At 39.7% G+C, this 14905-nt stretch carries 13 protein-coding genes and 2 tRNA genes; 10 read left to right on the plus strand and 5 right to left on the minus strand.

Translation table 11 applies throughout. The features are described 5' to 3' along the window. The first annotated feature begins 37 nt into the window (after nucleotides 1–37). The 6 genes from DDZ16_RS14600 to DDZ16_RS14625 all read left to right on the plus strand — a co-directional run bounded on the left by DDZ16_RS14600 (nucleotide 38) and on the right by DDZ16_RS14625 (nucleotide 6565). Nucleotides 38–1369 carry a UDP-glucose dehydrogenase family protein gene (locus DDZ16_RS14600; protein ID WP_109265227.1) on the plus strand — a complete coding sequence of 444 codons (1332 nt, stop codon included), beginning with the start codon at nucleotides 38–40 and terminating at the stop codon, nucleotides 1367–1369. Further along, complete coding sequence (locus DDZ16_RS14605; protein ID WP_109265228.1) at nucleotides 1369–2316, plus strand: UDP-glucuronic acid decarboxylase family protein; 948 nt, start codon at nucleotides 1369–1371, stop codon at nucleotides 2314–2316. Before DDZ16_RS14600 ends, DDZ16_RS14605 begins: the two co-directional genes overlap by 1 nt. A 43-nt stretch (nucleotides 2317–2359) precedes the next feature. After that, the gene (rfbA, locus tag DDZ16_RS14610; protein ID WP_109265229.1) at nucleotides 2360–3262 is read left to right on the plus strand and encodes a glucose-1-phosphate thymidylyltransferase RfbA; all 903 of its coding nucleotides are present in this window, start codon (nucleotides 2360–2362) and stop codon (nucleotides 3260–3262) included. A 6-nt stretch (nucleotides 3263–3268) separates the two neighbouring features. Further along, nucleotides 3269–3829: a dTDP-4-dehydrorhamnose 3,5-epimerase gene (gene rfbC, locus DDZ16_RS14615; protein WP_109265230.1), complete on the plus strand. Its 561-nt coding sequence runs from the start codon at nucleotides 3269–3271 to the stop codon at nucleotides 3827–3829. A gap of 7 nt (nucleotides 3830–3836) precedes the next feature. Next, complete coding sequence (gene rfbD, locus DDZ16_RS14620) at nucleotides 3837–4712, plus strand: dTDP-4-dehydrorhamnose reductase (protein WP_109265231.1); 876 nt, start codon at nucleotides 3837–3839, stop codon at nucleotides 4710–4712. 95 nt (nucleotides 4713–4807) lie between these two features. Beyond that, the gene (locus tag DDZ16_RS14625) at nucleotides 4808–6565 is read left to right on the plus strand and encodes a phospho-sugar mutase (RefSeq protein ID WP_109265232.1); all 1758 of its coding nucleotides are present in this window, start codon (nucleotides 4808–4810) and stop codon (nucleotides 6563–6565) included. A gap of 46 nt (nucleotides 6566–6611) precedes the next feature. Here the strand turns inward: DDZ16_RS14625 and DDZ16_RS14630 are convergent, their stop codons facing one another. Further along, a complete protein-coding gene (locus DDZ16_RS14630; RefSeq protein ID WP_109265233.1) occupies nucleotides 6612–8030 on the minus strand; it encodes an ATP-dependent DNA helicase in 1419 nt (472 codons plus the stop codon). Nucleotides 8031–8262: 232 nt separating this feature from the next. On the opposite strand from DDZ16_RS14630, the gene DDZ16_RS20765 reads away from it, so the two are divergent. The 3 genes from DDZ16_RS20765 to DDZ16_RS14645 are packed head-to-tail and all read left to right on the plus strand — an operon-like array spanning nucleotide 8263 to nucleotide 10297. Then, nucleotides 8263–8892 (plus strand): hypothetical protein, encoded by a 630-nt coding sequence (locus DDZ16_RS20765; protein ID WP_158275681.1) that lies wholly within the window; start codon nucleotides 8263–8265, stop codon nucleotides 8890–8892. A 20-nt stretch (nucleotides 8893–8912) separates the two neighbouring features. After that, nucleotides 8913–9767: a DUF3822 family protein gene (locus DDZ16_RS14640; RefSeq protein ID WP_109265234.1), complete on the plus strand. Its 855-nt coding sequence runs from the start codon at nucleotides 8913–8915 to the stop codon at nucleotides 9765–9767. Next, the gene (locus DDZ16_RS14645) at nucleotides 9758–10297 is read left to right on the plus strand and encodes an RsmD family RNA methyltransferase (RefSeq protein WP_109265235.1); all 540 of its coding nucleotides are present in this window, start codon (nucleotides 9758–9760) and stop codon (nucleotides 10295–10297) included. Before DDZ16_RS14640 ends, DDZ16_RS14645 begins: the two co-directional genes overlap by 10 nt. Before the next feature lie 139 nt (nucleotides 10298–10436). Here DDZ16_RS14645 and DDZ16_RS14650 read toward each other — a convergent pair. The 4 genes from DDZ16_RS14650 to aroQ form a co-directional block, all read right to left on the minus strand. After that, nucleotides 10437–10510, minus strand: a tRNA-Asp gene (locus DDZ16_RS14650). Between the two features lie 28 nt (nucleotides 10511–10538). Further along, nucleotides 10539–10615 (minus strand) — tRNA-Asp (locus DDZ16_RS14655). A gap of 426 nt (nucleotides 10616–11041) precedes the next feature. After that, complete coding sequence (gene pyk / locus DDZ16_RS14660) at nucleotides 11042–12481, minus strand: pyruvate kinase (protein ID WP_109265236.1); 1440 nt, start codon at nucleotides 12479–12481, stop codon at nucleotides 11042–11044. 25 nt (nucleotides 12482–12506) lie between these two features. After that, nucleotides 12507–12944, minus strand: a complete 438-nt coding sequence (aroQ, locus tag DDZ16_RS14665; protein ID WP_109265237.1) for a type II 3-dehydroquinate dehydratase — start codon at nucleotides 12942–12944, stop codon at nucleotides 12507–12509. Nucleotides 12945–13238: 294 nt separating this feature from the next. On the opposite strand from aroQ, the gene xerD reads away from it, so the two are divergent. Continuing rightward, nucleotides 13239–14138: a site-specific tyrosine recombinase XerD gene (gene xerD, locus DDZ16_RS14670; RefSeq protein WP_109265238.1), complete on the plus strand. Its 900-nt coding sequence runs from the start codon at nucleotides 13239–13241 to the stop codon at nucleotides 14136–14138. Nucleotides 14139–14905 lie beyond the last annotated feature (767 nt).

Raw genomic sequence — 14905 nt, forward strand, 5'->3', positions numbered from 1 at the left:
GAAAAGTTCAAAATGATATTATAAAAAATTAAGACTTATGAAAATTTCTATTGTTGGAACAGGTTATGTAGGACTTGTTACCGGTACTTGTTTTGCTGATACAGGCGTCAATGTTACTTGTGTTGACATTGACGAAAAGAAAATTTCCAACTTAAAAAAAGGCATTGTCCCAATTTATGAGCCCGGACTGGAGACAATGATTAAAAATAATGTTGATAAAGGAAGACTCCATTTTACCACCAACCTGAAAGAAAGCCTGGATCAGGCTGAAGTTATATTTATTGCTGTAGGAACACCTCCGGGAGAAGATGGAAGTGCCGACCTAAGCCATGTGTTGGCTGTTGCCAGGGAGGTTGGAAAGAACATAAATCATAGTATTGTTGTAGTAACAAAAAGCACTGTTCCCATTGGAACCGCTGAAAAAGTGAGGGCTGCTGTAAAAGGCGAAATTGAAGCCCGTGGCGTTGACGTTCCATTTAATGTTGCCTCAAACCCTGAATTCCTGAAAGAAGGTAACGCAATAGACGATTTTCTTAAACCCGATCGCATAGTAGTGGGAACCGATTCAGAAGAAGCTGAAAAGGTGATTCGCCGTCTGTATAAACCTTTCCTGCTCAACAATCACCCCATTCTCTTCATGGATATTCCTTCAGCCGAGCTTACCAAGTACGCCGCAAATTCAATGCTGGCTACAAAAATCAGCTTTATGAACGATATTGCTAATCTTTGCGAGCTCGTTGGTGCTGATGTAAACATGGTACGCAAAGGTATTGGAAGCGACAGCCGTATTGGAAATAAATTCATCTACCCGGGCATCGGGTATGGTGGAAGCTGCTTTCCAAAAGACGTAAAAGCCATCATTCGCACAGCCAACACCTACAACTATCCATTGCGCTTGCTTCAGGCTGTTGAACACATTAATGAGGACCAAAAAAGGATCATTGCAGCCAAGGTTAAAAACTATTTCCAAAATGAGGTCAAAGGCAAAACTTTTTCCGTTTGGGGATTAAGCTTTAAACCCCACACTGATGACATGAGAGAAGCTCCTGCCATAATCATCATTAGAGAACTTTTGGAGGCGGGCGCAAAAATCAAAGCCTACGATCCCATTGCAATGGATGAGGCAAAAAAAGAATTCAACAATGATATTGAATATGGCCAAGATCCATATGATGTATTAATTGATTCGGATGGTTTATTGCTCCTGACTGAATGGCCGGAATTCCGGATTCCAAATTATAATGTCATGAAAAAGTTAATGACGACTAAAGTTGTATTCGATGGTCGTAACATTTATGACATGCATGAGATGAATGAAAACGGATTTGATTATATGGGCATAGGCCGTGCCAGTAAGGAAGATAGATAATGAAGCGAGTACTTGTTACCGGCGGGGCCGGATTTATCGGATCACATTTATGTGAAAAGTTAATTGAAGAGGGCAATGACGTGATTTGTCTGGACAATTATTTCACAGGATCCAAAGAAAATATCAGTCATCTCATGGACAACCACTACTTTGAGCTGGTTCGCCATGATGTAACGCATTCCTATTTTGCCGAGGTTGATGAAATATACAATCTGGCCTGCCCTGCTTCTCCCATCCATTACCAGTACAATCCCATCAAAACCATCAAAACATCGGTGATGGGGGCCATTAATATGTTAGGCTTAGCAAAAAGGGTTAAAGCAAAAATTCTTCAGGCATCCACCAGCGAGGTTTATGGCGATCCCCTTATCCACCCTCAAACAGAGGACTACTGGGGTAATGTCAATCCCATTGGAATCAGGTCTTGCTACGATGAAGGCAAAAGATGCGCCGAAAGTCTGTTTTTAAATTATTACAGACAAAATGACGTCCGGATAAAAATTATCCGGATTTTTAATACTTACGGACCCAGGATGAACGCCAATGACGGTCGGGTTGTATCAAACTTTATTGTTCAGGCGCTGAAAAATGAGCCCATTACCATCTTTGGGGACGGGTCACAAACGCGCAGTTTTCAGTACGTGGATGATTTGATTATAGGAATGCAGCGAATGATGGCTTCAAGAGATGACTTTTACGGACCTGTTAATGTTGGCAATCCTCATGAGTTTTCGATGCTCGAACTGGCTGAAAAAATCAAGGAAATAACCGGTTCAAAATCAAAGATTGTATTTGAGCCTCTACCTGAGGATGACCCCACGCAACGTCAGCCGGATATTTCTCTGGCGCGCAAGGAATTAAACAACTGGGAACCCAAAGTGCAATTGCACGAGGGCTTGTCAAAGACTATTGAATATTTTGATGAGTTACTTCGTCGTGAGGCCTAATCAAATGTTTTCTAATCTTTTAATCTGACTAAATCTTTCAACGATGGCACAATACAAAGGCATCATTCTGGCAGGAGGATCCGGAACCCGTTTGTATCCTGCAACACAGAGCATTTCCAAACAAATCATCCCGGTTTACGACAAACCGATGATTTATTATCCCCTTTCAGTTTTGATGCTGTCAGGTATCAGGGACGTTCTGATTATTTCTACTCCAGAAGATCTGCCTTTATACAAACGCCTGTTTGGAGATGGTCACCAATGGGGATTGTCAATTGAATTTGCAGAACAACCCTCCCCGGATGGTTTGGCGCAAGCCTTTATAATCGGAGAAGAATTTATTGGCAATGACCCGGTTTGTCTGATCCTTGGTGACAACATTTTTTATGGTTACGAATTCAGTCATATCCTGAATGCTGTATCTGCAGAGGAAGACCAGGCTGTTATATTCGGTTATTATGTGAATGACCCCGAAAGATACGGAGTAGCAGATTTTGATGATGATGGCAACGTTTTAAGCATTGAAGAAAAACCTGAAAACCCAAAATCCAACTATGCCGTCACCGGGTTATATTTTTACCCTCCCGATGTGGTTCAAAAAGCCAAAACCCTGAAGCCAAGTTCAAGAGGAGAACTGGAAATAACGGACCTAAACAGGCTTTATCTTCAAGAGAGGAGGCTTAAAACAAAGCTATTGGGCCGCGGAATGGCATGGCTTGATACTGGAACACATGACAGTTTACTCCAGGCGTCAAATTACATTGCAACAATTGAAAAACGCCAGGGATTAAAAATTGCCTGTATTGAAGAAATTGCCTATAAGAAGGAATACATTAATAAAGGGCAACTGCTTAAATTGGCCGAGCCTTTGAAAAAAAATGAATACGGACAGTATTTAATGAAAATTGCAGATCAGAATTTAAAAAACATAAAACAACAACTTTAGATTAGCATGCAGATATTGCAAACAAAAATCCCCGGTCTGGTAATCATTGAACCGGATGTATTCGCTGACCAAAGAGGATACTTCTTTGAATCTTTCAATGAGGATAAATATAAAAAACAGGGTATTATCTCCAAATTCGTTCAGGACAATGTTTCGTCGTCCGTTCGGGGCGTTATAAGGGGGCTGCATTATCAGCTTGCCCCCTTCTCACAGGCAAAACTCATTCAGGTGCTCAAAGGAAAGGTATTGGATGTAGCTGTTGACCTAAGGCAGGGATCCCCTTCTTTTGGGGAGCATATATCCATAGAGTTATCGGATGAAAATCACAGGCAATTTTTTGTTCCAAGAGGTTTTGCTCATGGATTTTCAGTTTTAAGTGATGAAGTTTTGTTTTCTTACAAATGCGATAATCTATACAGCAAAGAGGCTGAGAGAGGCATTAATTTCAATGATCCCTTCTTGGGAATAGACTGGCAAATATCACCCCATGAAGCCATTATTTCTGGTAAAGACCAGGCCTTGCCCTCACTTCAGGAGGCAGAACATAATTTTATATTCAGAAATTAAATAAAATATGCCAAAAGTATTAATCATAGGTAGTGACGGACAGTTAGGAAGTGCCTTTCATGAGCAAATTCAAGAAATTTACTGGGCCACCTTCTCTTTTTCTACCATTGAAAACCTGGACCTTACGCAACCTGCAGACATTCAAACTTTTTTTTCAGATAAAAAGTTTGATTTTATATTAAACTGTGCTGCCTACACTGCTGTAGACAAAGCCGAAACTGAAAAAGAACTGGCCTTCAAATTAAATGCAGAAGCACCTAAATTAATAGCCAGGGAAGCCAATAAAACCGGGACTCGTGTTATTCACATCTCTACCGATTACGTTTTTGGAGGAAACCACTGCCGCCCCCTCAAACCAGATGGTCCCAAAGCCCCGGAATCTGTTTATGGACAATCGAAACTGAAAGGTGAAGAAGAATTAATGAAAGCCAACCCGGAGAGTATGATTATCAGAACCGCCTGGCTCTACTCGAGATTTGGTAATAATTTTTTAAAAACCATGCTTCGGCTTGGAAAAGAAAAAGAGTACCTGAATGTTGTTTATGATCAGATTGGATCTCCAACATTGGCAGATGATCTTGCAGGCGCTATTATCTCCATTTTAGAGAAAATCATTAACGGGAAAAAACAATTTGTGCCGGGAATCTACCATTTTTCCAACGAAGGAGTTTGCAGCTGGTTCGATTTTGCGACCAGCATTTTTGATAAAACAGGAATTCATTGTCCCGTTTTCCCGGTGGAATCAGATCAGTTTCCCACCCCTGCACCACGTCCCTTTTACTCAGTAATGGACAAGGCTTTAATAAAAGAAACATACGGGATTAAAATTCCTCATTGGCAGGCAAGCCTGACTAAATGTTTGGATAAAATGACCAAAATATAAGAATTCAAACCTTGTTTTTTAATAATTTTGTGCACTTTATTCAGATTGAACTGAAGATGGTTCTTACAATTTAAAAATCAATTAAACCTTACAATATGGCAAAGGAAAACATACCTGAGCAAGTGCAACAGAAAGCACAACTTTGGCTGGATGGCAAGTACGATGAAGAAACAAAAGCCAAAGTGAAAGAATTGCTAAACAGCAATGATCCGAATGAACTCATTGATGCATTTTACAAAGATCTGGAATTTGGAACAGGAGGGCTTCGCGGCATTATGGGAGTTGGAAGCAATCGGATGAACCGTTACACCGTTGGGACTGCGACCCAAGGTCTTGCCAATTATCTGAAAAAAGAATTTTCCGGGCTAACTGAAATAAAAGTGGTTATAGGCCATGACTGCCGAAACAACAGCCGTTTTTTTGCAGAAACCGTAGCCAATATATTTTCGGCCAATGGAATAAAAGCATTCCTGTTTGATGACCTCCGGCCTACTCCTGAAATCTCTTATGCCATTAGAGATTTGCAATGCCAAAGTGGTGTTATTCTCACAGCCTCGCACAATCCAAAAGAATACAACGGCTACAAAGCATATTGGGACGATGGCGCTCAAATTTTGGGACCTCATGATAAAAACATCATCGATGAAGTAAAGAAAATCACCAATGTTGAGGACATCAAGTTTGAAGGAGATCCTGATTTAATTGAGATTCTTGGAGCTGCCATGGATGAAAAATTCATTCAGGAAGTGGCCTCACTTTCTTTTAATCCTGACATAATTAAGCGTCAAAAGGACTTGAAGATCGTTTTTAGCCCCATCCACGGAACCACTGTAAAACTGGTTCCCGCAGCATTGAAAAGAATGGGCTTTGAAAACGTCATTCATGTACCCGAGCAGGATGTAGTCTCCGGAGATTTCCCAACGGTCGTTTCCCCGAACCCAGAGGAACCAGCTGCATTGGAAATGGCCATCCAAAAAGCAGAAGAAACCGATGCTGATCTGGTAATTGCTACTGATCCGGATGGCGACCGACTGGGTATTGCAGTAAGAGACGATAAAGGGGAATTTGTTTTGGTAAATGGAAACCAAACTGCCATTCTACTCACCTGGTATATGCTGAATCAGTGGAAAGACAAAGGCTTACTTACAGGTAGCGAATTTACTGTGAAAACAATTGTAACCTCCGAACTGATTCAGACTATCGCTGACAATGCAGGCGTTGAATGCTTTGATACCTACACCGGCTTTAAGTGGATTGCCGGAATAATCAGAGACCTTGAAGGCAAGAAAAAGTACATCTGTGGTGGTGAAGAAAGCTATGGCTTCCTGCCAGGGGATTATGTTCGCGATAAGGATGCTGTGGGAGCAGTTGTAATGATCAGCGAAATTGCAGCCTGGGCCAAAGATCAGAACAAATCTCTTTATGAGCTTCTTCTGGACATCTATATTGCCAATGGCTTCTCCCAGGAAAAGATGAAGTACATTGTGAGAAAAGGAAAGAGCGGTGCTGAAGAAATTGAAGCCCTGATGAAAAAATTCAGGGAAACTCCCCCCGAACAGCTGGGTGGATCAAAAGTCAACCTGATTAAGGATTATCAGACTTTAAAAGCAACCAATCCAATTTCGGGAAATAAAACAGAAATTGATGACAAACCGACCACCTCGAATGTATTGCAATTCTTCACCGAAGACGGCTCCAAAGTATCTGTAAGACCATCTGGGACTGAGCCTAAAATCAAGTTCTATTGCGAAGTACGGGACAGCCTTGAAAAAAGAGAAGATTTCGACCGGGTTACCGACAAAGCCTTGAAAAAGATCGACCTTCTCATGACTGACCTGGGTGTTAGTGAATAATGGCAACAATTTCATATATTAGGGCTTCATTTTATGGAGCCCTTTTTTATGCAAAAAATGAATCCGTAAAGTTCACAAAATACAAGCGTTCAGTTGCTCTTGTTAAAGCTGTATACAACCAGCGCAAAAAGTCACGGGATAAATATTCCTCGGTAAAATAACCCAGGTCCACAAAAACAGCATTCCACTGGCCACCCTGGGATTTATGGCACGTCATCGCATATGCAAATTTCACCTGCAAGGCATTGTAAAAGTCGTTCTCCCTGGTTTGCTCAAATTGTTTTTTGGATGTAGGCAAATTCTGATAATCCTTCATCACTTCGTAAAAAAAACCTTCCTGCTCTTCCTGTGTCAGGCCTGCCCCTTTAGCCATTAAGGAGTCCAGAATGATTTTTACATCCAGTTCAATCTCCTTGTAATCCACCAATCTTAAAACAACATCAGCAAATTCTTTTCCGTATAAACTCTGATAATTGTTTATTCTGGCCACTTCTGCAATATCGCCATTGGCAATAAAACTAAGTTCTTCATGATCTTTAAGCCAGTGATAATTGTTTTTCATGATCAGGAGATAATCACCCACAGCCAATTGCTCTTCCCTGAAAAGAATACTATTTCTTATTCCCTGATTGTAAAGATTTGCCCTTTTGTTGGTACGGGTTACAACCAATGTTTCTTCCAGCCCATAGTTATTATAACAATAGTCCAGTTCTTCAATTAACTCGGCTCCTGTTATGCGAAAAACATCGGGAAATCCATCCAGCTCAAATTTAGGAATAGAAGAATCTGCCATTTCGTCATCCAGCAAGTTTCTTAACAAGGTGGCATTATGCAAAATCCCGCTTCCCTCCTTTTGACGAACCACATCTGTTAATGAGGCAAAATAGACAGACAGTCCGTAGGCTTCAATCTTCCCTTCCTCCAATGCCGGACTTAAAGAAATCCCAACCGGTGGAAGCTGGGCATCATCACCAATAAACATTACTTTACAATTCGTCCCCTGGTAAATAAACTTAAGGACATCATCAAGCAACCTTCCCGAACCAAAAATGCCTGTTCCCCCATCATTAGCAATCATCGACGATTCATCTATAACAAATAAGGTATCCTTATGGAGATTTTTATTCAGATTAAAACCCGCAAAACCATCTTTAGAGGACTGTTGCCGATAAATCTTTTTATGAATGGTATAAGCAGGTTGTCCCACCCTGTTTCCCAGCACTTTGGCAGCACGACCCGTAGGTGCAAGCAGCACTGCTTTCTGACCAAATTCTTTTAAAACACTTATAACTGACTTTACCATGGTTGTTTTACCGGTTCCTGCATAGCCTTTCATCACAAAAGCAGCATCTCCCGATTGGTCGGCCAGAAACTCAGCGATTTTTCCACAAGCTATATTCTGAGAATTCGTTGGCGTTAAACCAAGCTCCGTTAATATCTTATTTTTAATAAAGTCTTGTAACATATTTAGCTTTAATCAATATTAGAAGCCACTCTCTCCAAAACTCATTCTAATCCCTATTAGCCAATGACTTGAAAAAGAAAAAGCAGGCCATTTTTCAATACGTAAAAAGCACGACCTAAAAACTCAGGCAAAACTCAGGCAAAGATTTATGAATTATTTTAGATAAAGAAATGAAGGTTTGAAATTTTTTATAAATTTGTGCTTTCAAACAAAAACAAAAATCCGAAAAATAATGAAAACAGCAATCCAGATTATTCTGACCGTTGCCATCCTTGCTTTAGGGTATTTGTGTGTAGAAAGCATTCAAAAGCCGGTACGCTTCAACAAAGCACACAAAGAAAGAAAAGAAAAAGTTATTGAGCGACTGGAGGGCATACGTGAAGCACAAAGAGCCTACAAATCAATCAACCAAGAGTTTACAGGCAGCTTTGACACCCTGATCAATTTCATCAAAAATGACTCACTTAGTCTTGTCAGAATGGAAGGACGCTTGACTGACAGTATGCTTGAGGAAGGGATGACCGAATTGAAGGCCCTTAAGTTGGGAATTATCCAAAGGGACACCACCCTTGTTTCTGTTAAAGATTCTCTTTTTGGCAAAAACTACATCGTAGATTCGTTGCGCTATGTGCCTTTTACCAACGACAAGGAATTTGAAATGGATGCTACTACCATTGAAACAGCATCAGGCGTGGAAGTTCCTATCTTTGAAGCCAAAGTTCACAACAACGTTTACCTTAAAGGACTTGATGAACAACAAATCATCAACCTTAATGATGAAGATTTAGCTTACGAAAGATACCCAGGTCTTAAAGTTGGTTCTTTGACCGAGGCAAACAACAGTGCTGGTAACTGGGAATAAAACAACTCAATCATTATTATATGGTTCCCGACCTTCGGTTAGTTGACGAAACATACGATACGAACATCACATCGTCATATTTTTTATCCATCCAGGTTAATCTGGATGGATTTTCTTTTTCTACACTTGATCCTGTCAGAAATAAATACATTCAGTTTAAATATTTTTCATTTGGGAAAGTAAACTCCGATGAACTTCCTGTACTGGCAGAAAAAATATTTGAGCAGAATGAATTACTAAACCTTCCGTATAAAAAGGTTTTTGTTTTGCTGCCTTCCCCTTATTCCACTTTGGTGCCATCGGGATTATTCGAGGAAAAAGAGGCCGGAAAATGGCTTTCATTCACCCATCAGCTGCCCCCTGAGCAAAAGATCGTTCATTCCATAATGAAAATGGCAGACGCCTGGAATATTTTTGCCGCCCCAAAGGAAATGGTTGATCTCTTTAGAAGACAATTCCCGGATCCACGATTTTTTCACCAGTACGTACCAATGGCCGAAACCCGTCTTGCTGTCAGCAGGCCCGGAGCAGGACGCAACCAGGCAATAATAAACCTGCAGAAGAAGTATTTTGACCTGGTAGTATTGGAGAAAAACAATCTGAAGCTTTGTAATTCTTTTGAAATTAGCAGTGAAGAAGATCTAATTTATTACACCCTTTTTGTTTTTGAACAACTGCAGCTCTCACCCTCCGGCATTGAAGTCCAACTAATTGGTTCTCATCCGGATTTCAACAAAATAAAACAAACGCTGGGCAAATACATAAAGCACGTCAAACAACCAGGTCTTCCAGGCGGTTTTCAATACAGCTACCTTTTTAAAGAAGTATCCGGGCACAAGTTTCATAACCTGTTAAGTATGGCCTCATGCGTATAGTTAGTGGCAACCTGAAAGGCAGAAGATTCTCCCCCCCCTCCTCTTTTAAAGCACGCCCCACCACGGATCAGGCCAGGGAGAGCCTGTTTAATATTCTGAATAACATAATTGATTTTGAGGAGCAAACAGTACTGGACCTGTTCAGTGGTACTGGTGCCATGTCGTATGAATTTGCTTCACGAGGATGCAAAGCCATCACTTCTGTTGAGAAAAACTTTTCCCATTTTAAATTCATCATAAGCACAGCAAAAGAGCTTGGACTGGATAAAGCCATCAAAATAAAAAAAGCAGATGCATTTAAGCACCTTTTGAGAGACACCGGGCAATATACCCTGATCTTTGCTGATCCACCTTTTGACTTACCCCAAATAAAAGAAATCCCTCAGGCTGTCATGAATTCCGGATGCTTGCAAAATAAGGGAATTTTCATTCTTGAACATGGACCGGATCAGAACTTCGAAGATTGCGAATTCTTTTGGCAGGTCAGGCATTATGGAAAAGTTAATTTTTCCTTTTTCAGGCATCCATAAAAAATTCTTCCTTTTTAGATTGGCTAAAATTTATGCTTAGTCCACAACAATATTAAATGATTCTGTGGACCCCAATTATAGTAGCTTAAAGATTATAAAAACAAAAAAGGTTACCGAAAATAATCAGTAACCTTTTTTGCGGTCTGGACGGGACTCGAACCCGCGACCTCCGGCGTGACAGGCCGGCATTCTAACCAACTGAACTACCAGACCAAATTAGGTAGTAAATGTCTTTTTCTGGTGGCGGTCTGGACGGGACTCGAACCCGCGACCTCCGGCGTGACAGGCCGGCATTCTAACCAACTGAACTACCAGACCAGAAATTGTGTGTGCCTTTTGTTTTAAAGCGTTGCAAAGATAGAGGTTCTTTTTAATCCTGCAATAGGAATCGCCTTTAAAATTGTCTTTTTTTTCTTTATTTTTCTCTTAAAAAAACAACCGCCAATTTAACTAACTGAAAAATTGGCGGTTGACTAAATAAAAATTATTTTGGAAAAAAGTGTTTTTTTTCAATAAGTCCTTTTAAGCATATGCAGGGTTGCTCCCCTTAATGCGGCAGGGCTTCCAAAATTATCACATCACTAGTGTCAAGTCAAGCATAGTCTGACGGCCCAAGCCTTGCTCTTTCTACCTTGTGCTTCTAAAAAAAGACTCACGAAGCTACGGCTATGCTTACTTTTCTGTTGTTTTGCACAAGGTAAAAAATAGCGGAGGCTTACCCGGCATTCTACACTAGACTTGACACTAGTCATCGCTCTCAACAAAGCGACTTTTCTTTTTTAAGAGGCCTTCAACCGTCATAATTTCAAGATAGGTAGTTCCACCTCCAATACCGAAGCTTCCGCCCAAATAAGCTACGAGGTGATCATTATTGATAACACCTGCATCTTTCATCCGGGTCAAAGTATTTTTCAAAATTTCTCCTTTAGAGCTTCCGGGTTCAGTTAATTCAGGAAATACACCATAAGACAATGCTAACTCACGGCCCACTCTCTTATTGTAACAAAGAGCAACTACCGGGTTGTGGCCACGGAAAGCAGAAAGATATCTGGCTGTTTTTCCTGTTAAACTATCTGTCAGAACCGTTTTAATATCCAGCTCTTTTGAAGCTTTAACAGCAGTATCGGCCAAATAAGCAGTAATATCCTGCTTCACCTCGTCTACCGGAATATCATTTCGACTATCTTTTGCAGCTTCAACCTCACGGGCAATACTGGACATTGTCATAACCGACTCTACCGGGTAGGCACCATAAGCTGTTTCACCACTCAGCATGATGGCATCTGTACGGTAATAAATGGCATTCGCAACATCGGTAACCTCTGCTCGCGTTGGACGAGGATTTTTGATCATTGAATGCAACATCTGAGTAGCAACAATAACCGGTTTTTTGGCCTCAACACATTTACGAATCAGTTTACGCTGCAGTCCGGGTATTTTTTCCTGTGGAATTTCAATTCCAAGATCTCCTCGTGCAACCATTACTCCGTGAACATGCTCAAGAATTTCATCAATATTCTCAACTCCCTCTTGGTTTTCAATCTTTGCAATGATCTTTACAGGGCTGTCCTGTTCATCAAGGATTTTCTGTATTTCGAGAACATCTTCCTTATTACGAACAAAAGAGTGGGCGATGAAATCAACCTCATTTTCAATGGCATACTTAATAAACCCTTTATCTCTTTGTGTAAGAGAAGGAAGGTTAATACGAACACCGGGAACGTTAACACTCTTGCGGCTTCCCAAAACACCATCATTCATTACTTTGCATCGCAAACCCTGGTCAGTTTTTTCAATTACTTCAAGGTCAATCTCGCCATCATCGATGAGGATGTGGCTTCCAACAGAAACATCGTTGGCTAAATGAGGATAAGAAACACAAATCTTATCCGCAGTACTCTTATGATCGGGATCACCAACCAACATAAGCTCTGAGCCGGTTTTAAGCTCAATATCCGCGTCTGCAACAGTTGTCCGAACTTCCGGGCCTTTGGTATCGATCAAAATAGCAATCTCATCAGAAACTGCTCGAACATTGGTAACAATTCTGTTGATACCCTCAAAATCCAAATGAGCTGTATTACATCGAGCTACATTCATTCCTGCTTCAAAAAGACCTCTGACAAAATCAACTTCACACCTTTGGTCCGAAACTGTTGCCACAATTTTGGTGAACTTCTTCATTATTTCTTAATTTTCAGATATATAATTATTTATTGTTAACTTTCTTATTGTTCAACAACGCTTCAATCCCAAGTCGATAGGAATCCAGTCCAAATCCGCAAATGACACCTGCACAAACAGGACTTAAAAAGGAATGGTGCCTTATTGGTTCTCGCTTGAAAACATTTGAAATATGCACTTCAACCACAGGAACCTTTACTGCTGAAATAGCATCAGACAAAGCCAGTGAGGTGTGAGTGAAAGCACCTGCATTTAAAACAATTCCGTAATCTGAGAAACCAACTTCGTGAATCTTGTCAATCAAATCCCCCTCCGAATTTGACTGGAAGTAATCAATTTCCACGAGAGAAAATTTTTCCTGCAAAACATTGAGATAATCATCAAACGACTGACTACCATAGGTTTCCGGCTCACGAACCCCCAATAAATTGAGGTTTGGTCCATTGATAATGAGAATTTTCATAAATACCTGCGATTAAAACCGGTGCAAAAATAAGACAACAATACAAAATAAAAAAAGGCACCGTGTGTTTGTTTCTTAAACTACTGTAAATAAATCATTAAAAAAGAGTAGAACAAAACGTAATCTTACATGTTCTAACAATATATTACAATTCCATTATAAAAGGCAAAATATTTAAGAAAATACTTGCATTTACATAAAAATTTTTTGCAACTTTAACCAAGAGTTACCAAAACAGGGATTTCGATTCACTAAAAATCCTCTGTATACCAATTAATTAAAAACCATTTTATCATGAATTGGGAACAAGAAATTGAGGGATTTAAGAACTATCTAAAGGTCGAGAAAGGACTTTCTGATAATTCGATTCATGCTTATATCACAGATCTTGTCAAGTTGGTTCAGTTTTTAAAAGACAATGGCTATGATGTAGGTCCGGAAAAAGTTAAGTTGGATCATTTAAAAGAAATGATTCAATGGGTTAATGACAAAGGTATTAGCCCAAGAACTCAGGCAAGAATAATAAGTGGCATAAAGTCATTCTATAAGTACCTGCTAATTGAAGAAAAAGTGGACCGGGATCCGACAGCATTGCTGGAAACCCCGAAAGTAGGCCGCAAACTACCTGAAATACTTTCAGTTGAAGAAATTGACACCATTATTAATGCTGTCGACACAAAAAAACCGGAAGGACAGCGCAACAAAGCAATTTTGGAAACGCTTTATAGCTGTGGATTAAGAGTTTCAGAATTAATCGATCTTAAAATTTCAAACCTTTTCTTTGAATCAGGGTTTGTAAAAATTGAGGGCAAAGGCAGTAAAGAACGATTGGTACCAATCAGTACAAAAGCCATTAAAGAGATCAATCTTTATCTGAGTGAATACAGGCGCAATCTGAGAATTCATCCAGAACATGAGGATATCCTGTTCCTCAACCGACGTGGTAAAAAATTATCCAGAGTAATGATTTTTACCATCATCAAAAACATTACTAAAAAACTTGGACTGGAAAAGAATATTAGCCCTCATACCTTCCGGCATTCATTTGCCACTCACTTGATCGATGGTGGAGCTAACCTCAGAGCTGTGCAGGAGATGCTTGGACACGAATCTATAATTACAACTGAGATTTATACACACCTCGATAAAGAATACTTAAAGAATACTATCATACAATATCATCCCAGATCATAATCCATTCCAATAACTCTATCCCGGATATTATTTCCGGAAAACTAAAAATAATTCCCTCTCGCAAAGGCCGTCTTTAAGACGGCTTTTGTGTTTTCAGCCCAACTGGTATGCATCTGCCTGGATGAAAAAAGCAATTCTTTTGTCTTCGGCCAAACCCAAAAAGATTATTTAGGGAGCGCTAAAAAAACGCATATATTACTAACAACACTCCGTCATCCCGATGGGTCGGGATTGTAAGAGGCTATAAATCAAGTTTTTGAAATCATGCTCATGATTGCTTTAAAGCCCTGTTTATTAGTATTATATGGTTCGTCTTAAATCTTGTATCTAAAAATCTAACGATCTACTGACTAACTATTAAATAATTAAACCATGAAAATAAACCTTTAAGTGCAAGGCTGTTTCACATCATACCCGGATATCTTTGCACTTTATTTTATGAAAATAGCTAATCAAAAGAAAAGAGACCTATTCGTTTAATCTGCACGGTTTCTTCTACATAAATATGCATACTGACTTTTTATAAAAAACACGAAAAAATAACATTTTTCACTTTCCGAAAATGCAAGTAAAAACCGCTGTTTAAAAATAAATCATCAAAAATCAAAAGAAATGACTTTAAATTCAAAGTCAAAGCATACAATTAACAACACCCCACCTTACACACTAATTATCAAATATCAAACCCGACAAATCAATGATTTAACCTTTCTTGATCTTTTTTGTTATTATTCCACAAAACCATCTTATCGGCATCAACAAACAGG

The sequence above is a fragment of the Marinilabilia rubra genome (assembly GCF_003121985.1).
Lineage (GTDB): Bacteria > Bacteroidota > Bacteroidia > Bacteroidales > Marinilabiliaceae > Marinilabilia > Marinilabilia rubra.